Source organism: Sphingobium sp. DN12, assembly GCF_051058005.1.
In the GTDB taxonomy this organism is placed as follows: Bacteria; Pseudomonadota; Alphaproteobacteria; order Sphingomonadales; family Sphingomonadaceae; genus Sphingobium; species Sphingobium yanoikuyae.
On sequence record NZ_CP173719.1, the window covers coordinates 107,680 to 130,974 of the forward strand.

Genomic DNA, 23,295 nt, shown 5'->3' on the forward strand with positions numbered 1-23,295 from the left:
CGATGCGGACCGTGATCAGCGTCGTTTTGCTGGCGAGCGCTCCCCCGGCCTTTACGGCTGAGGCGCAGGACGCTGTGTCGAACGCTTCTGCTCCAGCGATCAGCGGCACGCTGACGTTGCAGGAGGTGCTGCAATCTTCGGCCCGTGCCGCACCCGACATCATCGCGGCGCTGGCGCGCAACCGGCAAGCGGAGGCTCGAGCGCTGACCGCGCAGGGCGCGTTCGACACGGTCTTCGCCGTCGAAGGACGCAGCCGCGTACAGGGCTATTATGACGGCACCGAAATCGCGAGCAAGGCCGAGCAGCCGCTGAGCGACAATGGCGGCTATCTCTACGGCCAGTACCGGGCGTCGCGCGGCGATTTTCCCGTCTATGAAGACAAATCCTACACGAATCGCCTAGGCGAATTGAAGGTCGGGGCGCTCTATTCGCTGCTCCGCGACCGGTTGGTCGATGCGCGACGTTCGGAATTTCGGCTGGCGAGCAACGATATCGACATCGCCCGGTTCGAGGCCAAGGCGACGGGCATCGGCGTCCAGGCGCGCGCGGTGGAAGCTTATCAGAAGTGGGTCGGCGCCGGACTGAAGCTCAAAGCCTATGAGGCACTACTTGCGCTGGCAGATGGGCGCACCAACGGCATCGAGCGTCAGGTGCAGCTTGGGGCCAAACCCGATATCCTGCTTACCGAGAACGACGTGAATCTCGTCAGGCGACAGGCTTATGTCCTAGAAGCGCGGCAGGATTTTCGCGCCGCCGCCGTCAAACTGTCGCTCTATTATCGCAACGCGGAGGGCGCGCCGATCATCGTTGATGAAACGCGGCTGCCATCCGACATTACCGCGCTGGATGGGATTAGGACGGGGGCCGCCTTCAACTTGGAGGGCCGTCCCGACTTCGCCATCATGCTGGAGGAAATCGACAAGGCGACCGTTAAGCTTGCTCTTGCCCGCAACGACATGCTGCCGCGGCTCGACGTTGGGGGGGAGATCGCCAAGGACGTCGGCCCAACGGGTCTGGGCGGGCGGAGTCGCACGCCGCTTGAGATGATCGTCGGCGTGACCTTCAAGATACCGCTGCAAAACCGCAAGGCGAAGGGCAAGCTGGCCGAAACCCAGGCGAAGATCGACGAATTGACGGTTAAGCAGCGGTTTCTAGCTGAAAAGATCCGGGCTGAAGTCACCGCGATCGGTCTCGAGGTCGAAGCAGCAAACCAGTTGGTCGTAACCTCGGGGAAAGAATGGGCGCTGGCGCAGCGCTTGGCCGCAGCCGAACGTCGCCGTTTCGAGCTGGGATCGAGTGACTTCTTCCTCGTCAATCAGCGCGAGGAAAGCGCAACTAATGCCGAGATTAAGCTCATCGAGGCGCAGGCCCGCATTGCCGCTGCGAAAGCCGAGCTCGCCGCCGCAACGGCCGATGAAGACGCGCTCGGCCTCACCCCATCGTAATACCAGATTGATCTGGCCCCCTACTCAAGGCGTCAATTCTAATGTTCAAAAGGCAGCTTTTGTCGAGAGCGGCCGTCGGGACTCATTTAACGAACAGCGTTAGTTGGTCGGCACAAGCCCCAAGCCATTCTCACCCCCGTCCTCGCCGGCAAGCGTTCTACAGATGGCCAATGTGGCCATAGGAGAATGATCATGGAGATGCCTGAAACTGAATTCGTCCCCACCAAACGCCCGGTCTGGAATGCCGGAAGGGCCGTGGGCGCAAAACGGGCTCTGAAACCTAAGCAGATCTGGGAAATCCGGTTCTACCTCAATCAACGCCGCCGCCTGCGGGATCGGGCGCTGTTCGATCTGGCGATCGACAGCAAGCTTCGGGGCTGCGACCTGGTGCAGATGAAGATAGGCGACCTTGTCAGCGGCGGGCAAATCCGAACGCGGGCAATCGTCATGCAGCAGAAAACGAGCCGACCTGTTCAGTTTGAACTGCTGCCAGATGCTCGAGCGAGCTTGCTGGCGTGGCTCGAACGCAGAGGTGGTACGGTGGACGATTATGTGTTCCCAAGCCGGGTCGATCATAATGGGCACCTGAGCACCCGCCAGTATGCTCGGCTTGTCGACGAATGGGTGACAGGGGTCGGTTTGATACGAAGCGAGTATGGCACCCATTCGCTTCGGCGGACGAAGGCATCGATAATCTATAGGGCGACCGGCAACCTGCGTGCCGTCCAAATCCTTCTCGGTCACAGCAAGATCGAGAATACGGTGCGGTATCTCGGGATCGACGTGGAGGACGCGCTTGCCCTTGCCGAAAACACCGAGATTTGAACCCTTGGCGCCCGTTTCCCGTGTGGAGCTGGACACGGGCGCTTGGGACTTACCTGCCGTTGGAAATCGGAGCAACGAACGACCGCTTTTCGCATAAGCGGACGTCTCACGTTCGTTGATGCCTTTGCTTCGAGTCGGTAGGTAAAATCCAGACTGGCCAGCATCAGCGACGCGTGCCAGCCTGGAAACAGTCGTCCTCAGAACCAGGATCGGATTCCGATCAGGAAATTCCATCCTCCTGCCTTCTCGTCCCGTGCACGCCGAAAATCTGCCGTGTCGCCAAAAGCGCGCTCATATCGGACGCCGACATAGGGCGCGAACTCGGGTACGAACTGGTAGCGCAGCCGTAGTCCCAGTTCGGCGGTGGAGAGGCCGGAGCCTATGCCAAGCTCAGGAACATCCTGCGCCGAAAAGTTGAGCTCAGCCGCAGGTTGAAGGATCAGCTTCTGGGTCAGACGCTGATCATATTCCGCCTCGATCCGCGCGGTGAAATCGCCTTTGTCCGACAGGAACAACGCCCCACCCATTTCGAACCAATAAGGGGCAAGGCCCTGGACGCCGACAACGGCGTAAGTCCGATCGGGCCCCGCGCCAAAATCCTGACGGATACCGGCCTGAAGATTCCACCACGGGTCGAGCGCACGGCTCCAGAGCGCCTGAACCTCGGCGTGTTCCGGACTCTCGCCAAAGCTGCTTTCTCCTTCGGTCTTGAACCAGAGCCGGTCGATATCGCCACCGTACCAACCCTGGGCCTCCCACGCATAACCGTCCTTGCCCTTGCCCATGACCGCTTCCAGCTGATCGATCAGGATCATACCGCTTTTGATATCGCCATGCTCCTTGCGGACGGTTTCGCGTGCCGGGGCCATTGCTTGCGCGCCGAAAATGGCATCGGCAGCGTGATCGGGACCACGCAATGCCGCCGCTGACGGCGGCGCCACCGGCGGATCGGGAATGCCGGGTTCATGCCCAGCATGAGCCCGGTGCGCGTCCGTTGCGGAAGTGGAAGGCATCTGATGACCGGCGTGTGGATCCGATGGACCGGATGGAGACTGCGGCATATCGTGCCCGGCATGGGGGTCGTCAGCTTCTTCGTCCATCTGATGCCCCGCATGCGGATCGGCCGTCACCAGCTGTTCGGCGGCGGCATGGTTATGCTGCCCCAGCGCGGGCGTTGCGGCGGCCGCGAGAAGCAGGCTGAGGAGATACTTCATGCCGCATCTCCCTCCAGCGGACGGATGGTGACGACACGGAACATTCCGGCGTGCATGTGAAGCAGCAGATGGCAGTGAAACGCCCAGTCGCCGGGTGCGTCTGCCGTCAGGTCTAAGCTGACCTTGCCGCCCGGCAACACATTGACCGTGTGCTTGCGGGGATAGCTGCCGGTATGGCCGTTCACCACCTCGAAGAAATGGCCATGCAGATGAATCGGGTGGGTCATCATCGTATCGTTGATGAGCACGACTCGTGCGCGTTCGTTACGTTCGAAGCGGATCGGCTCGACCCCTTCGCTGAATTTCTCGCCATCGAACGACCACATGAAGCGCTCCATGTTGCCGGTGAGGTGGACCTCGATCGTGCGTTGCGGCGGGCGCGTGTCAGGGTTTGGGGTGAGCGACATAAGGTCACGGTAGGTCAGCACCTTGTGCCCGACATCTTCCAGCCCGACGCCCGGATCGCCGGTACGATCGGCTGGTGACATGGCGATGGCATCCACGCCAACACCGACCTTGACGCTGTCGGGGACCAAAGACTTGTCGCGCATGTTCATGCTGCCCATCGAATGGGAGCCGCCATGACCCATCCCGGCCATTGCGCCATGGTCCATTCCAGCCATTGAACTATGATCCATGCTGCCCATGCCCATGTCCCTCATGGTGAGTGTCGGACGTGGGCGAAGCGGTGGAACGGACGCGGTCATCCCCATGCGCGGCGCGAGCGTGGCGCGCGCCATGCCGGAACGATCGATCGACTCCGCGACGAGCGTGAACGCCTTGTCCTCGGTTGGTTGGATAATGACGTCATAGGTCTCGGCATTGCCGATCTGGAATTCGTCCACGGTCACCGGACGGACATTCAGCCCATCAGCGCTGACCACGGTCATGGGCAGACCCGGAATGCGGATATTGAAGATCGTCATGGTAGCAGCATTAATGAAGCGCAGCCGCACCCGCTCGCCGGAGCGAAAGAGGCCGGTCCAGTTTTCCTGCGGCCCGTGACCATTGACGAGATAAGTATAGGTGGCAGCCGTCACGTCCGCGATGTCCGTGGGGTCCATCCGCATCTTTCCCCACATGGCGCGGTCGGAAGCGGACATGCTCTCCTCGGGACCACCACGCAGCATGCCGAACAGCGTCTGCCTCTGGCGGTTGAAATAGCCGCCTTCCGATTTGAGCTTGGTGACGAGCTGGTGCGGATGCAGGAAGGTCCAGTCGCTGAGCACGATCACATGCTCGCGATCATAGGCGACCGGATCGGGCTCGGCGGGATCGATCACGATCGGCCCGTAATGGCCCTGCTGCTCCTGGAGTCCGGAGTGGCTGTGATACCAGTAGGTGCCGCTTTGCAGCAGCGGAAATTCGTAAACGAAGGTAGTGTGCGGCTTGATACCAGGGAAGCTGACGCCGGGAACGCCGTCCATCTGAAATGGTACGATCAGCCCATGCCAGTGGATCGAGCTATCCTCATCCAGCGTATTTTCGACATGGAGGCGCACATTCTGCCCCTCGCGCAGCCGGATCAGCGGCGCGGGCAATACGCCGTTCATCGTGACGGCATGGCCGGTGCGGCCGCCAACCGTAAAGGGGGTGTTCGCGATTCTAAGGTGGATATTCTCGCCCGAAAGCGTGGGCATCTGCGGCGCCAGCCCCGGCGAGCCGGCCAGACCTGCCGAACCCGATTGGGCCCAGGCAGGGAACAGGCCGGAAAAGCCCAGTCCGGCGGCGCCGACCGCGCCGGCACGCAGCAGGGATCGCCGATCGATCGTCTGTGTCATGATATTGTCCTCGGCTCCATCGGGGGAGCCCGCTATGTGCTGAATGGGCCGGGAGACGGGAAAGCCGCCTCCCGGTTTGCGTTCGATCAGTGCTGACTCATGCCATGTCCGGCATGCGGATCGGCGGCAGGCGCCTCCGCCTTGCCCTCGGCCTTCATTTTCTCGCAGCAGGCCATCTTGCCATCAGCCCCCTTGTCGCAGCAGCCGCTGGACATATCGTGACCTTCATGCCCGTCATGGCCGGTCTTTTCGCCCTGGCTGGTGGGTGGGGTGCGCACATCGGCCGGTGCGGCGCTCTGGGCGAAGGCTGGCATGGCGATCATCATCGTGATCGCAGCAATTATCAACTTCATGACTAATCTCCGGAAGAAAGTGGATGAACCTCAATTCCCCGGAATCATGCGCGGCGGCGGCGTGTCTCTCTCAAGCGTGATCGCGATGAGATGTTTCTGTCCCGCAACAGAATATAAGGCCTTTGTTGGCCGATCCAACTGCTCGATGAGGGAAGGCATTGCCGGGAACGCCGCGCAGGCAACGGCGCAGTGCATGCCGGGTTCGGGTGATTTACGATGGGAGGGAGATTCACTCCCGGCGCAATGCCCCGCGACCGAAGCCATCTCCATCGCACCCTGATGCGGCATAGCCGTTGCAGTGCCGCTCGCCATCGATACGGACGAGACGAGCATGGCAAGCGCAATCAGGAGCGACGAAAGCAACTTCATCGCAATCCTGTTGGGTGGTGGGGCCTGTTGGGCGGTTGGGCCTTGGGTGACAACGATTCGAATCCTTTTCGAACCCTTCATGCACCTTGACACAATGATAAGGTAAAGTGCCTATTGACTCTGACATGGTGTCAAACTCCATCTTGCCCTGCGATAGAAGGAGACGGTTGATGGCCGAGTCGAAACATGGCGTTCATTCCGGTGTCCACAGTTGTTGTGGTGACCATGGCAAGCATTCCGCCGGACTGGTGGTCGACCCGGTTTGCGGCATGACGGTCGATCCCGAAAAAACCGCGCATCACGCGACCTATGCTGGCCACGACTATCATTTTTGCAGCCCCGGCTGCCGCGAGAAGTTCATTGCGGACCCGGAAGCGCATCTGAACAAGTCCGCCGTCGAACCCGTCGATGCGCCGCCGGGGACGATGTGGACCTGCCCGATGCATCCGGAGATCCGGCAGGACCATCCCGGCGCCTGCCCGATCTGCGGCATGGGGCTTGAGCCGGAAATGGTCAGCGCCGATACCGGACCCAGCGCCGAGCTGCTCGACATGACACGGCGTTTCTGGATTGGCCTTGCGCTGGCCCTCCCGGTCTTCATCCTCGAAATGGGCGGGCACCTTTTCCCGGCGCTGCATCATCTCGTGCCCATGAAGCTGTCGATCTGGATCCAGTTCGCGCTGGCGACGCCGGTCGTGCTGTGGGCGGGGTGGCCCTTTTTCGAGCGCGGCTGGGCTTCGCTGAAGACGCGCAATCTCAACATGTTCACGCTGATCGCGATGGGGACCGGCGTCGCATGGGCCTATAGCGTCGTCGCGACGCTGGCGCCCGGTATCTTCCCGGACGCCTTCCGCGCCGCTGACGGGACCGTCGCGGTCTATTTCGAGGCGGCCGCCGTCATTACCGTGCTGGTGCTGCTGGGGCAGGTGCTGGAACTGCGCGCGCGCGAACGCACATCGGGCGCGATCAAGGCATTGCTCAACCTTGCCCCGAAAACCGCTCGGCGCATCGCCGAGGACGGCAGCGAGGCGGAAATCCCGCTGGAGGATGTGGCGGTGGGGGACCGGCTGCGGGTGCGGCCGGGCGAAAAGGTGCCGGTTGACGGCGTGGTCGAGGAAGGGCGTTCGGCGCTCGATGAATCGATGGTCACGGGCGAATCCATGCCCGTCACCAAGTCGGATGGCGACAGCGTGATCGGCGGCACGATGAACCAGAGCGGTGCCCTGGTCATCCGCGCCGACAAGGTCGGGCGCGATACCATGCTGTCGCGCATCGTCCAGATGGTCGCCGAGGCGCAGCGCTCGCGCGCGCCGATCCAGCGCATGGCCGATCAGGTCTCGGGCTGGTTCGTGCCGGTTGTCATCGGGGTCGCTGTCCTCGCCTTCGTCATCTGGGGCGTCTGGGGACCGGAGCCGCGCTTTGCCCATGGGCTGATCGCGGCGGTATCGGTGCTGATCATCGCCTGCCCCTGCGCATTGGGGCTGGCGACGCCGATGTCGATCATGGTCGGCGTCGGGCGCGGGGCGGGGCTTGGCGTGCTGATCAAGAATGCCGAAGCGCTGGAGCATATGGAGAAGGTCGACACGCTGGTCGTCGACAAGACCGGCACGCTGACCGAAGGCAAGCCCGCCGTCACCCGGATCGTCGCGGCGGATGGCTATGCGGAAAGCGGGTTGCTGCGGATTGCCGCCGGCGTCGAGCGCGCCTCGGAGCATCCGCTGGCGCTGGCGATCGTCGATGCGGCGACGGGCCGAGGCATCGACATTCCTCCCGTCAGCGATTTCGATTCACCCACCGGCAAGGGGGCGCTGGGCACCGTCGAAGGCAAGCGGGTCACATTGGGGAATGCGCGCTTCCTGGCGGAATCGGGGATCGATACCGCGCCGCTTGTCGCCGAGGCCGATGCACTTCGCGGCGATGGCGCGACGACGATCTTCATGGGGCTGGATGATCGGGCCGTGGGGATTTTCGCCATCGCCGATCCGATCAAGCCGACGACACCCGAGGCGCTGGCCGCCCTGCGCGCCGACGGCATCAAGGTGGTGATGCTGACCGGCGATAATCGCACCACGGCTGAAGCGGTTGCGCGTCAACTCGGCATCGATGCGGTCGAGGCCGATGTGCTGCCCGACCAGAAGGCGAATGTCGTCGCGCGGCTGAAGCAGGAAGGCCGCGTCGTCGCCATGGCGGGCGATGGCGTCAATGATGCCCCGGCGCTGGCGGCGGCCGACGTCGGCATCGCGATGGGACATGGCACCGACGTTGCCATGGAAAGCGCGGGCGTGACCTTGCTCAAGGGCGATCTCAACGGCATCGTCCGGGCCCGCCAGCTCAGTGAGGCGACGATGTCGAATATCCGGCACAACCTGTTCTTCGCTTTCATCTACAACGCGGCGGGTGTGCCGATCGCGGCGGGGCTGCTCTATCCGGTCTTCGGCATCCTGCTCTCGCCGATGATCGCGGCGGCGGCGATGGCGCTGTCGTCGGTGAGCGTCGTCGCCAACGCGCTGCGCCTCAACCGGGTGAAGCTGTGAATATCGGCGCGGCCTCGCAGGCGAGCGGCGTCTCGCAGCGGATGATCCGCCATTATGAGAAGATCGGCCTGATCCCGGCGCCGCCGCGCCGGGACAGCGGCTATCGCGATTATGCCGATGCCGATGTCCACCGCCTGCGCTTCATCGCCAATGCGCGCGACCTCGGCTTTCCGATCGAGGATATTCGCGATCTCCTCGGGCTGTGGAGCAACAGCCAGCGCGCCAGCGCCGAAGTGAAGGCACTCGCCGTCGCCCGCGCGGAAGAACTCGGCCGCAAGGCAGAAGCGCTTCAGGCACTGCGCCAGACGCTGCTCGAACTGGCGGAGCGCTGCCATGGGGACGACCGCCCCGATTGCCCGATCATCGAGCGCATGTCTGGCGAGGACGACCGCGACGCCGCGGGCGTTCGATGAGGAAACCAGGACCCGGATATGGCTCGGTAGGCGGCAATGGACCGCATTGCCTGTTTACCCGCCTGCGTTGACATTGAACGCAGACGTCGGCTTTGCTGGCGAGAGCTGCCGCTCATGCGCGAGCCTGGAACGGCACGGGTTGCTCGCCTGCCGCCGGAAGGTCGTGGGACAAAACGGTCGTTCGCGAGCCGGGCCGGGAATGGCAGGTCCCCATCTAACACCTGCCATTCCTGAAGCCCTGATGATCGTTCCCGGGATGCGCGGGACTGGCCGAGAAGAGACTGGCAGGTTTGTGGCGGGCAGCCCAAGATGGTTGCCATCAGATGCGGCTGCTGGAAATCACCTCAGTCTGTCCGCAATTTGCATCGCTGCAACCGTGATTTTCTGGATCAATCAATGAAATCTGAGCCTAAATGTTGTGACGACGGACAAACATCCACATAGATCGGATTGCCAACAAGGAGCAGACGACCATCACTTGTGCGAACGTTTGCGCTGATCCAGTGTTGTGCGCCGTCGGACACCCAGTCAAACACATTTTCGCGACGATCCTGATTGACTCGAAGCTGATGTTTCTGACCATCGATAAGCAGATCGATGATGCCGGCCGATACGCCCTTAACAGAGATTACCAGCCTCACCGACGCTCCCCTGCAGGCAAACAATGTGCCGCCCATGGCGATCTTGTTGCTTTCGCTCTCCGCCCAAATATCGATCATCCGGTTGCGCGTCCCGTCAATGTCGACAAATGCCCTGCCGGATCGAATGCCGTCGATAAATCCCTGTGTCGACAGGTTGCGCATATAGATGACGGTGGTCGGCGTTCCGATGGCTCCAGGCTTATCGGCAGGAATGTCGGCATTGTGATTGTCGCTGCCACCGATCGCCGTGACGTGCTGGCCGCTGTCGAGCAGCTTGCGCCACAGGCCGAGCCCCTGCAGCGGACTTTCTGCCGATCCGGTTTCCGCCATCGTGCCGCCGTTCACCACCTCGACCGCCTGCACCGTGCCGGGGGGCAGGTCGGCGATGCGCCAGCCACAGCCCATGCAGATCTCGCCCGAGGGCGCGCCGGCATGGTTGAGCGAGACGATGCCGCCCTGCGCCTTCACCGCGTCCATCCATTTGGCCGCTTCGGCATAGGTGGATGCGAGCGTGCGGAAATCGAGAAAGTCGGTCGGGCCGAACACATTGCTATGGCCGAAGAAGGTCGTGACCTCCCGCCCCGGCAGCAGCAGCATCCTGTCGAACGCGCCCTGCAACCCGCGCAGGGCATCGAAATGCGCGGTTGTATTATGGTCGGTGAGCGCGATGAAATCGAGGCCGCGCGCTGCCGCTGCCTCGACCGTGCGATAGACCGGGCATGGTACCTTCTCGCCCTTTTGCGACAGGCATTTGCCGTCGCTGTTGCCGCTGTGCATGTGCAGATCGCCGCGATACCAGCCCGGCGCAGGGTTGAGCGGGGCGTCCTCGAACGCCGTCACCGCCGGAGCGCGATCGATGAAGATGCGGGCCTCGAACGGCGCCTGCGCGCCTTCACGGATATTTGGGACGCCAAGGATCAGGTTCCAGCGCCCGGCCGGCAACGGCCCCGGAAGATAGCCCGGCGTGGCATCCTCGGTACTCAAGGTCATATGGTCGCGCGACCCGCCGCTCCATCCGCGAAACCGCTCAGGGTCGGCAAGGCCCAGGTCGATGACCGATTTCTTGTCCTTGCCGCCATAGCTGAAACGGATGGTGACGCGCGTGACGCCCGCCGGCAGATCGAAGGGAACCTGCCGATACTGCTCATAGTCCGATCGGGTGATCGTGCCGGTGAGCGTCTGATAGGGGACCGCTTCCTTTGCCGCCTCGGCCGTGGCCGGTTCCGGCGCTCCGGCCCATGCAGGCACGGACAGCGACAGAGCAAGAGCGAAGGCGGCGAGCGATGCGATCCCCTTCCTCATGATCAGAACTTGTACATGAGGGCGGCGCGGAAGTTCCGGCCGATCAGCGGACGCGCGATGAAGGTGTTCGCGCCGGCATCGGCATTCTGCACTTCGCCCGCGCGCGGATTGCCTTCGGTCAGGCCCAGCGAGTTGGTGAGATTGTCGACATAGCCATAGAGCGACAGGCTTTCGGTCAGCTGCGCGCGGGCGCTGAGATTGATCGCGGAATAGCCCGGCAGGCGCACCGAGTTGGCCGTGTCGACGAAGCGCGGCCCCTGATATTCATAGGCGGCCTGGATGCGCAGCCGATCGTCGAGCAGGTTGACTGCGGGCACGACGCGCACGCTGACGGTCGGCACGCGGATCAGGCGGTTGCCGTCATAGTCGTTCACGCGCTGTGCCGAGTCCGTATAGACCAGCCCCTTATACTTCGGGTCCTGCAGGGTCAGCGTGGCCGACATGTCGAAGAAGCGCGCCGGACGCACCGTGCCTTCCAGTTCGACGCCGAAGGTCTGCGTATTGGCGAACAGTGCCTCGGTCCGCGACGCGCCGGTGTTGATGTCGAACCGGTAATTGGTGAAGCCGACATTGTTGTACTTGGTCCAGAAGCCGGTGGCATATACGTCGAAGAACCGGCTGTTATACTTCAGGCCAGCCTCGCCCAGGTGCATGGTCTGGGTGATCGGCGTCGCGGTCGGGCTGGTGATATAATTGCCGAGACCAGGCATGCGGTTGGCATAAGTGTAGCGCGCGAACATGCCGGCGCGATCGGTGAACTGATAGTTCGCGCCCGCCGTCGCCGTCGCATGCTTAAAGGTCCGGTCATAATTGGCGGTGAGGCCGCTGCCGGTGATGATCGACGAGGTCGAGGGCGTGCCCAGATTGACCGTCTGCTTGAGCGCCACGGATCCGCGTGCGTTCATGCTTTCCCAGCGGACGCCGCCGTCCAGCCGGAATTTCGGCGTGATCTGCCATTCGTCGGTGAGATAGAGGGCGTGCGTCGTCTGCTCGCCATGCGCGTCCTCCCACTCATAGCCATATTTGTAGATGCCGTTGGTGTCGGAGAAGCTGCGCACCACAGAGCCCGCCGCGTTGACCGCAACGAGGCTGAGCAGTCGGGCATTGTCCTGAACGTCGAGCAGCGCGGTGGAGGAATAGCGGCTGAAATACTGGTCGATCGTCGCGAAATAATAGCCGAAGGTGACGTCGTGCGTAGTCGATCCCATTTCGAAGCGATGGGCAATGCGCGTGTCGCTCATGAACTCCTTCACCGGCATTGTGATACCGCGCAGGCCGCCGTTGATGATCAGGCCGTTGCCGTTCTGGTTGGCAGTGTCGAAGACTTGGCCTCCATTGGTGTAGCGCAGCTGCAGCGCGGTCGCGCCGGGCGCCTGGGCCAGCAGGCCGGCATTGGCGGTCAGCAGGCTCGCGGCGCTCTGCAGGCTGTTGGGATACACGCCGTTGCGGCGCGTCGTCGTGTCGTTGTAGCGCGAGGTGTTGGTGATCTTCCAGCCGTCCATCGGCTCGATCTCGAAATTGGTGGTGATCTGCGTGCGCTTGATCTGCGTGCCGACGGTGTTGTCGAAATCATAGATGCTGCCATCGCCCTGACGCATCTTGATATGCGCCGTCTCCGGCCCGGCGACCGTGCCCTTGTGCCCGTCGAAACCGGGAACCGCGCGGATATCGCCATCAGGATAGGTCCGCATCGGAATGCCGGTGTAGAAGGCGACGATATCGTCCACGCGCTTCACGTCGACGCTGAACTTCGCATTCTCCCACTCGCGCGAGACGGTGGCGCGGATCTGGCCGCCCTTGTTCGCGGTGAAGCCGGGATCGCGCACACCGCCCTCCGAGCGGTAGAAGCCGCCGACCGCGACCTTCCAGTCGCCCACCGGCGCACCGATCCAGAAGTCGGCGCGATAGAGGCTGTCCGCGCCGAGCGTCACCTTGACAAGACCCTCGGCCCAGTCGCCGACCTTGCGCGGAATGAAGTTGATCGCGCCTGCGGGTGCGTTGGAATAGAAGAGCGAGGACGGGCCGCCGCGCACCACTTCGATGCGTTCGATCGTCTCGTCGATGCGGAATGCCTGGTCCGCGTTGAGATAGCCGAGCGCGGGATCATGCTGGACCGGGATGCCGTCTTCCAGAAGCTGGACCGAGCCGAAGCCGTCGACCGGTACGCCACGAGCGCGGACGTTGCCCGACGCTTCGCCGCCCGACGCCTCAACCCAGAAGCCGGGCACGGATTTCAGCGCTTCAGTAACGCTGGTCGGGGCTTGGAGGCGCAGATTTTCCTCGTTGATGTTGGTGACCGAATAGCTGGTTTCCGCCTTGGTCCGCACATCGGTGCCCGCGCGGCCGGTAACGATGATGTCGTCGATATTGCCGCCCTGCGTATCGACGGCATTGTCGGCGGGGGCCGGCTCCTGCGCCAATGCGGGCGTTGCGCCAGCGCACAATAAAGCGATGAGCGATGTGGTGATGCGCAAAGATTTCATGGTCGATGTCCCCTTCATGTCCGTTCCTGAAAGTCCCGGCGCAGGCGCAGCGGTCCCCGTTGCCGGAAGCGTGTCGCGCTGCCGGCATGGGCGAATGGCCATGCGTTGAACTGTCGGGGCGCAGACGGTGGAGGGGAGCACCGCCGCTACTCCACCCGAAAATATTTTTCCCGATGGCGGCGAATCGTCCTGCCCGGTCCAGTGTCAACCGAATGTAACAACCGCGCCCTAGGTGACGCGCTCCACCCGCCGATTCCGATGGAGCGCATCGAGAAATGTCCATGCTTCGCGACATCGACATCTGGTTTGCCGACCATGTCTTCGTCTTCCACCAGGAGCATCGCCGCTATGCGCTGAGCCTCGTGCGCCAGCAGGAGGAAGCGGAGGAACTGGTCCAGGAAGCCTATGCCCGGCTGTTCGCACTGGAAAAATGGGCGGCCATCGCCAGCCCGCACGCCTTCACCATACGCATCATCCGCAACCTGGCCATCGAGCGGTTCCGGCGCGCCGACGTGGTGCGGATCGACCAGGGCGCCGTGCTGCTGTCGCTGGAGATCGCGGATCAGGAGCCGACACCCGACGTGGTTGCGATGGATCGATCGGAACTGAACCATATCGCCCGGGTCATGCAGGACATGCCGCCCCGGATGCGTGAGGCGCTGTATCTGCGGAGAATTGAAGGACTTTCTCCGGCGCTTGTAGCGGAGAAGATGAATATTTCCGTCTCCACCGTGGAAACCCATCTGGTCAGAGCCCTCCGCCTGTTGGTAGAGCGGCGGAATCAGGCGGACAGACCGGCGAAGGCGGAGCAGGCATCTCAATGCGAGAGCAGGAACAGGTTGGAACAGGTCTGAGCGACGAGGCCATTCAATGGCTGATCGCGCTCGACTGTGGTTCCGCCGACACCGAAGCATTTGAAGCCTGGCGCAGCGCGGACCCGCGCCATGCAGCTGCCTTCGCGCAAGTTGCGGCGACGTGGCGGCGGACGACCGATCCGCGCCTGCCCGCGATGCTGGACCCAATCTCGCTGGAAGAGACAGAAGCGGAGGAAGAGATCGTGCCCGCACCCCCCGCGATGCTGTCGCGCCGCGCGGTCGCGGGCGGCGTCGCCGGGCTGCTGGCCGTGGGCGGAGCCGGAACCTTCCTCGCCTGGCCGCGCCGGGCCTATGCCGAAACGGCGGTGGGCGAGCGGCGCATCCTGCGCCTGCAGAATGGCAGTCAGGCGATGCTCAACACCGATACGCGCGTGGCGTGGCGGTTCGACGATGACAGGCGCGATTTCTGGATCGAGCGCGGGGAAGCGACCCTTCTGGTGAAGGACGCCGAAAAGCCCTTTCGCCTCTACAGCGATCCGATCGACGGGCGGCTGAGCGGCGGCAAGTTCAGCCTGCGGATCGATCCGGCGCTCGCGCGGCTGCTGGTGCTCTCGGGACAGGCGGCGACGATCACGCGCGGCACATCGGCTCAGACTGTGAATGCCGGCAGCATGCTCGCCGTCAGCAATGCCGACGTGCATGTCGAAGCGCTGTCGCCCGAAGCACTGTCGCGCGCGACGGCCTGGGAGCGGGGCGAGATCATGTTCCAGGGCATGGCGCTCGACCAGGCGATCAGCGAGTTCAACCGCTATCTCAAGGTCAAGCTGGTCGTGCAGGATCAGGGGCTGGGCGCGACACGCCTCGGCGGCACCTTCCGCACCGCCGATCCGCAATCCTTCCTCACAGCGCTGCAGGACGGCTTCGGCATCGGTCACCGCAGGGAAGGAGACAGGATGATGCTGTTCCGGACAGGCGGAAACCGGGGCGCTTTCCGCGCCTGACACGAAGCTGTCGCGTAGGAACGCCACTGGAGCGTGATGCGTCGGAGTCGCGGCCTTTTCTTTGTCATGGCGATGGTCATGGTCGCGCCCGCGCAGGCAGCGCCGCCGCCGGGTAGCCGATCCGCCACCCCGCAGCCCCGTTTCGACATTCCCGCGCAAAGCCTTGCCGATGCGCTCGACCGGTTTGCGCGTCAGGCAGGCGTGCAGATCCTCTATCCCTATGCGCGCGCCGCCGCGCTGCGCAGCCCGCTGGTGAAGGGCAGAATGCCGTCGCGGCGCGCGCTCGACCGGCTGCTGCGCGGCAGCGGCCTTGCGGTCGCGCGCTTCGGCGAAGGGATTGTCACGCTGCGGGCGGCGCAACCGGCTCCACCCGCCCGCGCCCGGCGCAGTCCGCAGCCTGCCCCCATCCCGTCGCCTGCCCCGCCGCCGGTTGCTGTTCCTGCCGAGATCGTCGTCACCGGCCGCGCGCTGCAGACGCCCGTCACCGCGACCCAGCTCAGCTATGCGCTGACCCGGATCGACCCCGAGACGCTGGCTCGCGCCGGACCGCTATCGACCGCCGACCTGTTCAAGCAGATCCCCGGTTTCTGGGTGGAAAGCACCGGCGGCGAAGCGAGCAACAATATCCGGTCGCGCGGCATCCCGACCGACGGCTATTCCTCCGTCGCGTTGCTGGAGGACGGGCTGCCGGTGCAATATGACGGCGGTCTCGGCTATCTCAACACCGACCAGATTTTCCGCAGCGACGCGACCATCGACCATATCGAAGCGGTGCGCGGCGGGCCTTCCGCCATCTTCGCCGGCAATGCGCCGGGCGGCAGCATCGATTTCCTGACCCGCAATCCGCTGCAGAAGCCGGGCGTGACGCTGGCGGCGACGGGCGGGAATTTCGGCTATGCGCGGATCGACGGCTATGCGGGGATGCGCCTGACGCCCGAACTCGGCATTGCGATCGGCGGCTTCTACCGCCGCGACGACGGCCTGCGCGATCCGGGCTATCCCGCCGACCGGGGCGGGCAGATTCGGGCCGGGGTCCAGTATGACGATGGGACGACGCGCCTGTCCTTCAACGTCAAGCATCTCGACGACCGCGTCATCCTTTACCTGCCGGTACCTTTGCAGGTGGACGGCGCCGGGCGGGTCAACGCCGTTCCCGGCTTCGATCCCCTGTACGACACGCTGGCAGGCCCCGATAATGCCAGCGTCGCGTTCAAGACGCCCTCAGGTTCTCGCCTTTTCGACCTGTCGAAGGGAACGCGCAGCCGCATCGATTTCTACACGCTGTTCGGGCGGCGGGCGCTTGGTGGAGGTGCCGCGCTGGAGGTGAAGGTGCGCCTGCGCACGGGCGACACCTCCCGCGACGGCCTGTTCCCGATCGGCCGCCCGCAATCGGGCGACAGCTATGTCTCGACCATTTGGCCCCAACTTGCGGCCGCCTTTCCCATGGCAACCAAAGTCGAGATACGCGACGCCGGGACCGGCCGCGCCTTCCTGCCCGACAGCAATGGCAACGGGCTGGTCGTGGGCGCGAACCTGCTGTCCGTCGCCTTGCCGATGCGCGAATTCATCGGCGACGCGCGCCTGACCGGGCAGGTCAGCCAGTGGGGACAGCATGATCTGGCGCTGGGCCTGACTTATGCCGACAGCCGCCTCGACTATGATCGCACGATGGGGACGGTGCTGCTCGACGTGCGGGGACAGGCGCGGCGGCTGGATGTCGTGGCGGTCGATGCGGATGGGCGGCGGGTCGGATCGCTGACTGACAACGGCTTCGTCCGCTATGGCTCGCTGTTCGACGACGTGACCCTGAAGACCGCCAATCTGGCCGTGTATGCGGCCGACGAATGGAAGCTGGGCGAGCATTGGCGCATCGACCTTGGCGGACGGTGGGAACGGACGCGGATCGGCGGCAGGATGGAACTGTCCTCGGCGGTCGATCTGGGCGATCCGACGACCCTGGCGGACGATAGCGTGCTGGCCGGCACGGGTCTTTTCCAACCTATCGATCGGCACTTCTCAGGCTTCAGCATGACGGCGGGCATCAATTTCAATCCCGATCCGGGGACCGGCCTGTTCCTGCGCGCCACCCGCATTTCCCGCCTGCCGAGCGCGTCGGAATTCTATGCCGACCCCGATCGCACGGACGAGGCCATCGTCCCGATCGTCATGGCGGAGGCCGGCCTGATCGTGCAGCGGCGCAACTGGAACTTCTCCGCCGTCCTTTTCCGGACCCATTTCAAGCGGCTGCCCTTCACCGACTATCGCTTCGATCCTGCCACCAGCATCTATGTCAGCCAGACCTCAATTGCCGACACAACCGCAACTGGCATGGAAGTTTCAGCCCATGCTCGGCTGATCGGCCCGCTCAGCATCGACATGCAGGCGACGGTGCAAGACTTACGCTATGGAGATTTTCGCTACAGCGAACTGTCGGGCGGCACGGTCGCGGTCCATGACGTGACGGGCAATCAGCTTATACGGGTGCCGCGCATCGCCCTGCGCGCAAGCCCTAGCGTCGATCTCATCTCGGGCCGCCTGCATCTCAGCGCTGATTTCACGCGTTATTCCGCGCGTTTCGCTGACATCGCGAACTCGCAGCGCCTGCCTCCCTTTTCGATGATCAATGTCGAGGTAAGCACACAGATCAGCGATCATGCGACGCTGACTTTGAATGGCACCAACCTGACCAACAGCCTTGGGCTGACCGAAGGCAATCCACGCATGGGTTCCTTTGATGCCGGGGGCATGAACGCGCGCTATTTCCTGGCTCGGCCAGAATTCGGGCGTACGGTTCGAGCGACATATCGTCTTTCTTATTGAAACATGCGCAAACTCTAGGGGGGCTCGCTGAGCGCGAGATCACGATTACGCACATGCTCCTCTCGCATATTCAGCGGGTTCCCGCGGTTAATCGAATCATCGAACGCGAGACCGGCTTTCGTCAGACTCTCACGGCAACGCCGGCCGACAGCCCGTTGCGCATGATCTGAATGTCCGCTCCTAGGCGTGGTGAAATCTCGGTTCTACGACTTGGACCGGGCGCGTAGCAGACCAGCCGTTGTCTCGCTTGAGAAAGACCGGTTTCGGTGTCAGCGGACACTCCAGCGACCTCATCTGAATGGCACGATTTGGTCGGGAGCAGACATCTGGCGATTGCCGACCACTCCCCGAAAGGCGCAGACTGTGGTCAGGATCCGCGATCGCAACGATCACATAAGCAGGAAACACTATCCACCATCTCAAGCGGCGGCCTGCTCATCCGCATCCTCGCAGCCAAGACCCGTTGCGCGCAGCAAGTAGCCCGCAGCCTCCTCTGCCCGCGCCGCCGCCGTGAGCAAGGCACGATTATCCCTGCGCAGGATCGAAAGCCAGGAACCGATATAGGCCGCATGATCGTCGAGATGGGTGGTTGGGAGACCCACATCGGCGCCAACCAGCGCTGCTGTCAGTTCAGCCACCAACTCCTCGAACGCATAGGCCTGATCGCCGAAGCGCTTGCCGAAGGATCGGGCAAGCCGGTCTGGATGACCCGTCCAATGACCGGCCTCGTGCGCGAGCGTGGCCGCCCATGCAGCACGCGTGTCGAACTGTTCGACGGGCGGCATCGTGATGAGGTCTGCGCGCAGGTTATAATAGGCGCGATCGCCTCCAGTCCGCAGCCGCGCCGGCAGGCGATCGACGAAGCGTTGTGCCCGCGCACCGAGCCGGTCGCCCGGTGGGACGAGCGATAGCGGTTCTGGATAGAAATCGGACGGCAGCGCGTCGATCTGGTCTGCATTGAAGACCGCATAGGACCGCATCACCCGGCGATGCTCATCGACCAGCTCGCCGGGGCGTTCGCTGGAATCGACCTTCTTCGAATAGGCCTTGTAGAAGATTGCAAATTGCGCCTGCTCACCGGCACGGACCTGCCCGCCAAGGGTCTGCGCCTGGCGGTAGGTCATCCAATGCCGTGACCGATAGCCGCATTGCTCGGCAGCCAGCCACAGCCAAAAGGTGTTCATGCCGCGATAGGGCTCGCCATTGGCGCGCAGCGGGCGCCCTTGCGCGGCGCATGATCGCCAGGGCCGTACCCAGGGACGCACACCGGCCTCGAGCCGGTCGATGATGGCGCACGTGATGGTCTCGGCCGGCGAGGGCCGGCCCGATGATCGAGTCATGGTGGATACTCCGCGAAAGAGCGGCGGCCAGCGCCGCCGATGAAGGACTGCGGGCGACGCAAGAGCGCCGCCCGCCATTACGCGTTGGTCTCAGGCCGCCTCGTCGAGGTCATCAGCATCGCCATCGGGAGCGATCTCCCCTGCCCCGCCGTCGCTGTCGTCTTCGTCGCTGAGGAAGGCGGAATAGCTGCGGAAGCTTTCGGGCTTCTCCACCGCGCCAAACCGCATCTCGTCGGGCAGCCAACAGAGCGCCTTTTCCCGGACTTCGGCCTCGACGATGCCCTGCCCGGAACAGAGCGCCGCGCAGGCATTGGCAAGGTCACCCTTCTTGGCGTCCTTGTAGCGGCCGCGCAGTACTGGCCCGCCGATCTCTTCAAGCGCTTCGAGCATGACGTCCTTCTTCACGCGCCCGAAAAAGTTCTGGGCATCGGGCCGCCACCATTGCGCGACATCAATGTCGAGCAGACGTCCGAGATGATCGTGGAAGCCGTTACGGCGCCCGCCATCGTCGACGTTGAGCGTCGGTTCGAGCGTCTGCGCCACGACATGGGCAAGCCAATCGGCGCGCGCCTCTTCATCCAGTTGCCGGAAGGCATCGAAACGCGACGACAGCGTGTTCCCGCCTGCCCAGCTCACATCGAGCCCCTGGCGCTGTTCGGCCAGGACGTTGCTGGCCGCGCTGCCTTCGTCGCGGAAGCCGACGATCGGGAAACTCGCGGCGGCCGCTTGCAGCGTCGAGTGGTCCCGGACATAGCCGCTGGCGAACACGGTCCGGTGCGCGATCAGGAATATCGCGAGGTCGAGCGCGAACCCCGCGTCCGAGGCGACATGGGACGCCAGGATCTGCCGCCGCTGCGTCGCGAGTTCGTCGACCAGCGTCGCGCTGAGCCGGGAGGTCGCGACCTTGCCGGACGGCGCCTCGGGTTCGCCGTCCTCTCCCGCCTGACGAATGGCGCGCTCGCTGAACATGCGGCTGTGCACCCGCGGGGTGCCGTCAGGGGCAAGATAGATGAAGGTGCCCAGCTGGTCCTTGACCGCATCGTCGACCATCGTGCGCGCCGCCTCGATCGCATCGAGTTCCCGCTCGATGTCGGCGAGCCGCACCGAAGCCGCCTCGGCCTCTGGTGTGCCGTCCTCAAGTTCGGTTTCCAGTTCACGGATGAGCGCATCGCCCTCATCGGAAAGACTGTCGACGCGATCCTGCTCGTCCTCGCTCAATTCGCGCAGCGCCGGATGATATTCGTAGAGCTGGCACTCCATGTCATAGGGCACATGGGTCGCGAGGACCGGTGTCACGAATGCCAGCTTCTGCTCGGCAGCGAGTATTTGTGCCGCTGCTTCGAGCTTCTGGGCGGCAAGCTGCTCGATGATCTCCACGTCGATCCAGCTCTCGTCCGCATCATCGCCGAACAGGTCGCGCTCGATCCGGCCGCCCGCACCGACATAGGCATCGCGGCCAACGAACCGCGCCTTCGCATCGGTCGCCTTCACCGTCCCGTTGAGGAGCGCACGGCGGACATTGTCGGGATTGTCACCATAATAGGACCGGCTCATGCTCTGGAACACACGCGCCTGGCGGTCGACATCGGGCGTGACGGCATAAGCCTGTGCGACCCCGAGCGTGATCTCGCCTGCGGCAAGCGCCGCGAAGACGACGGGAGCCAGTTCGGCAAGCCGGACCCGCTGCTCGACGAAGCGGGTCGTGACCCCGAAGCGTTTCGCCACATCCTCGCCGCTCGCCCCCCGGTCGAGGAAGTGCTTGAAGGCCGAGCATTCATCCGCCGGGTTCATCGCTACGCGATGGAAATTCTCGGCAAGGCTCGCTTCGGCCGATCCGGCATCATCCTCGAGCACCAGCACCTGAACCTCATGGTCCGCGGCAAGCCGGTTCGTCTCAATCAGGCGTTGGAGCGCCCGCAAGCGGCGGCCGCCCGCCTTGACGGTGAAGTGCCCCGCCTTTTTTAGCGGCGTGACCACGAGATTCTGCAACAGGCCATGCGCAGCGATATTCTCGGCCAGACTGTCGAGGTCGGCATCGCGATTGGATTTGCGTACATTATCCTTGGAGAGCGAGAGGTTCTTGACCTTCACGGACTGGATCATCGGTTGTCTCCTTCGAGGGTTGCGCCGACGTCGTCGGCCGGCTTGAGCCACTCAGGCCCACCCGGCCGAAGGCCCCTCCCCTCTCTTCGATCGCTTGACGCTGCCGCTGCTCAGCCTGCTATCTCGCCAAGGATCTCGACGGCGCGGCTCGGTGGGACGAAGAGCCGCGTGCGGTGTTGGATGATCTCGGTGAAGCAGCCCGCCGCCTTGAGATGAGGAAGGGCGTCGGACTTCCAGTCGAGCAATTCGAGGCGTTGGTCGCCGGCGACCAAGGCCCGCTTCAGCCGAAGCGACCCGATCGGCATGATCTCGCCCGAGGTGTGAACGTGCTCGACCCGCGCGCCTAGATCGATCGCGACATGGGCGGCGATGCCGAATGCGCTGGCGATCCGCTCCACCAGCGGCGCCGGAATAAGACGCCCGAGAAGCGACTGGCCGTCATCGCTCGTCGACCGCCAGACCTGGACATGATCGTCGGGCAGCTTTCCCCAGACCGGGAGCAGCAGGCCCGTGACCAGATAGATGATCTGCGTACGCGTCTGCGCGGCCATCGCGTCGCATTCGGCCTGCCAGGCTTCATCGAAGTTCGCGCAGTCCGCGTCGGTCCAATGGGTTTCGGCGAAGAGGTCCTGCCGGTGCCGTTCGGTGCGCGTTGGACGCACCAGCTCGTAGCGGCGCACGGTCCGCCCCTCTTCGTCCGTCAGCGAGAAGGTCGGCCGGCAAATGGCGGCCTTGCCGGAACGCGGGTTGATTAACCCACGCGCTTCCGGGTCGGCCAGAAGCCAATGCGCGCGCTCCAGGGTCAGCGGTCGATATCGTTCCTCGGTTTCGATGCGCAAGATTTCGGTTTCGGCGCCGCTCACGGGATCGCACCGGATCACCGTGCGGTCGAGGATCGAAATGCGGTCGGCCGCGATCGTTTCGACGCCAAGATCGAGGGTGCCAGCCTCGCGGGCCTTTTCCACCCGTGCTTCGATCAAGCCCAGATATTCGTCGAAGATCGCGTTCTGCAGGTCGATGCGCAGCGCCAGGATGCGGTTCAACCACCGCTGGATCGTGGGCAAGGTCTCAGTGAGTCCCCCACCCTCCCCGGCCAGGTTCAAACCGGTGAGCAACTGGAATTGATCGAAGCGCACCGATTGGAGCTTTCCCTGGAACAGCAGGCGAAACCACTGGTCGAGCGATTCCCGCGCGAAGTCGGACTCCAGATTGTCACGGGGATCGAAAAGTCCCTGTCCACCGGTCTGGCGCTGGCCGCGGGTCAGCGCGCCGAGGCTGTCGAGGCGTCTGGCAATCGTCGAGATGAACCGCCGTTCGCCTCGGCAATCGGTGGAAACGGGCCGAAACAGGGGCGGGCTGGCTTGGTGGGTGCGGTGCGTGCGGCCCAGCCCCTGGATCGCCGCGTCAGCACGCCAACCGGGCTCGAGGAGATAGTGAATGCGGCGCCTCCGATTGAGCGCGTCGAGGCTGGCATGATAGCTCCGTCCCGTGCCGCCGGCGTCGGAAAAGATCAGGATGCGCTTTTCGCCGCGCATGAAGCTGTCGGTCTCCGCGAGGTTCGTGCGCGCGCTGCGCCGTTCGATCCGCTGACGGCCCTCGGCATCGACGATGATCCGCCGGCTGCGACCCGTCACCTCGGCCACTGCCTCCGTCCCGAAATGCCCGATGATATGATCGAGCGCCGAGCCAACCACCGGCAGCGCACAGAGTTGCTCGAGGAGCTGGTCGCGCATGGCCATCGCTTCCCGGCACAGCACGGGCTGCCCAGCTTCGTCGATCATCGGTTCCGAGCGCACCGTGCCGCTATCGTCGGTATAGGTGCGCATCTGGCGCACCGGAAAGGCCGCCGTCAGATA

General features: G+C 63.9%; 16 protein-coding genes. 7 read left to right on the plus strand and 9 right to left on the minus strand.

Translation table 11 applies throughout. The annotated features are described in order from the left end of the window. The first annotated feature begins 2 nt into the window (after positions 1–2). The gene (locus ACI6S0_RS25670) at positions 3–1,445 is read left to right on the plus strand and encodes a TolC family protein (RefSeq protein ID WP_037520671.1); all 1,443 of its coding nucleotides are present in this window, start codon (positions 3–5) and stop codon (positions 1,443–1,445) included. Positions 1,446–1,637: 192 nt separating this feature from the next. Beyond that, the gene (locus tag ACI6S0_RS25675) at positions 1,638–2,270 is read left to right on the plus strand and encodes a tyrosine-type recombinase/integrase (RefSeq protein WP_066768145.1); all 633 of its coding nucleotides are present in this window, start codon (positions 1,638–1,640) and stop codon (positions 2,268–2,270) included. Positions 2,271–2,467: 197 nt separating this feature from the next. Here the strand turns inward: ACI6S0_RS25675 and ACI6S0_RS25680 are convergent, their stop codons facing one another. From ACI6S0_RS25680 to ACI6S0_RS25695, 4 genes are all read right to left on the minus strand, one after another. After that, positions 2,468–3,484, minus strand: coding sequence for a copper resistance protein B (locus ACI6S0_RS25680; RefSeq protein ID WP_037520659.1), 1,017 nt, complete (start codon positions 3,482–3,484; stop codon positions 2,468–2,470). Beyond that, positions 3,481–5,265: a copper resistance system multicopper oxidase gene (locus tag ACI6S0_RS25685; protein WP_037520660.1), complete on the minus strand. Its 1,785-nt coding sequence runs from the start codon at positions 5,263–5,265 to the stop codon at positions 3,481–3,483. The genes ACI6S0_RS25680 and ACI6S0_RS25685 overlap by 4 nt, the downstream gene beginning before the upstream one ends. A gap of 86 nt (positions 5,266–5,351) precedes the next feature. Next, positions 5,352–5,618 (minus strand): hypothetical protein, encoded by a 267-nt coding sequence (locus ACI6S0_RS25690; protein ID WP_021236450.1) that lies wholly within the window; start codon positions 5,616–5,618, stop codon positions 5,352–5,354. Positions 5,619–5,648: 30 nt separating this feature from the next. Next, complete coding sequence (locus tag ACI6S0_RS25695; protein WP_037520662.1) at positions 5,649–5,987, minus strand: hypothetical protein; 339 nt, start codon at positions 5,985–5,987, stop codon at positions 5,649–5,651. A 170-nt stretch (positions 5,988–6,157) separates the two neighbouring features. Here ACI6S0_RS25695 and ACI6S0_RS25700 point away from each other — a divergent pair, with 170 nt between their 5' ends. Beyond that, complete coding sequence (locus ACI6S0_RS25700; protein WP_037520664.1) at positions 6,158–8,521, plus strand: heavy metal translocating P-type ATPase; 2,364 nt, start codon at positions 6,158–6,160, stop codon at positions 8,519–8,521. Further along, a complete protein-coding gene (gene cueR, locus ACI6S0_RS25705) occupies positions 8,518–8,934 on the plus strand; it encodes a Cu(I)-responsive transcriptional regulator (RefSeq protein ID WP_037520666.1) in 417 nt (138 codons plus the stop codon). The genes ACI6S0_RS25700 and cueR overlap by 4 nt, the downstream gene beginning before the upstream one ends. A 389-nt stretch (positions 8,935–9,323) precedes the next feature. On the opposite strand, the gene ACI6S0_RS25710 is transcribed toward cueR, so the two are convergent. Together ACI6S0_RS25710 and ACI6S0_RS25715 are read right to left on the minus strand one after the other, a co-directional pair. Further along, on the minus strand, positions 9,324–10,877 hold the full coding sequence (locus ACI6S0_RS25710) for a CehA/McbA family metallohydrolase (protein WP_010335852.1): 1,554 nt from the start codon (positions 10,875–10,877) through the stop codon (positions 9,324–9,326). Between the two features lie 2 nt (positions 10,878–10,879). Next, positions 10,880–13,360 carry a TonB-dependent receptor gene (locus tag ACI6S0_RS25715; RefSeq protein WP_029547435.1) on the minus strand — a complete coding sequence of 827 codons (2,481 nt, stop codon included), beginning with the start codon at positions 13,358–13,360 and terminating at the stop codon, positions 10,880–10,882. A gap of 281 nt (positions 13,361–13,641) precedes the next feature. Here ACI6S0_RS25715 and ACI6S0_RS25720 point away from each other — a divergent pair, with 281 nt between their 5' ends. From ACI6S0_RS25720 to ACI6S0_RS25730, 3 genes are read left to right on the plus strand one after another with little or no spacing between them, the layout of a single operon-like run. Beyond that, positions 13,642–14,214 (plus strand): RNA polymerase sigma factor, encoded by a 573-nt coding sequence (locus ACI6S0_RS25720; RefSeq protein WP_162181960.1) that lies wholly within the window; start codon positions 13,642–13,644, stop codon positions 14,212–14,214. Beyond that, positions 14,181–15,176 carry a FecR family protein gene (locus ACI6S0_RS25725; protein WP_051886791.1) on the plus strand — a complete coding sequence of 332 codons (996 nt, stop codon included), beginning with the start codon at positions 14,181–14,183 and terminating at the stop codon, positions 15,174–15,176. Before ACI6S0_RS25720 ends, ACI6S0_RS25725 begins: the two co-directional genes overlap by 34 nt. A gap of 36 nt (positions 15,177–15,212) precedes the next feature. Next, positions 15,213–17,996 carry a TonB-dependent receptor domain-containing protein gene (locus tag ACI6S0_RS25730; RefSeq protein WP_066768143.1) on the plus strand — a complete coding sequence of 928 codons (2,784 nt, stop codon included), beginning with the start codon at positions 15,213–15,215 and terminating at the stop codon, positions 17,994–17,996. Between the two features lie 419 nt (positions 17,997–18,415). Here ACI6S0_RS25730 and ACI6S0_RS25735 read toward each other — a convergent pair whose 3' ends face one another. From ACI6S0_RS25735 to ACI6S0_RS25745, 3 genes are all read right to left on the minus strand, one after another. After that, positions 18,416–19,336, minus strand: coding sequence for an ArdC family protein (locus ACI6S0_RS25735; RefSeq protein ID WP_376784565.1), 921 nt, complete (start codon positions 19,334–19,336; stop codon positions 18,416–18,418). A gap of 90 nt (positions 19,337–19,426) precedes the next feature. Continuing rightward, positions 19,427–21,439, minus strand: a complete 2,013-nt coding sequence (locus ACI6S0_RS25740) for a ParB/RepB/Spo0J family partition protein (protein WP_313326416.1) — start codon at positions 21,437–21,439, stop codon at positions 19,427–19,429. Between the two features lie 110 nt (positions 21,440–21,549). Next, on the minus strand, positions 21,550–23,274 hold the full coding sequence (locus ACI6S0_RS25745) for a strawberry notch C-terminal domain-containing protein (RefSeq protein ID WP_434406028.1): 1,725 nt from the start codon (positions 23,272–23,274) through the stop codon (positions 21,550–21,552). Positions 23,275–23,295: the final 21 nt, after the last annotated feature.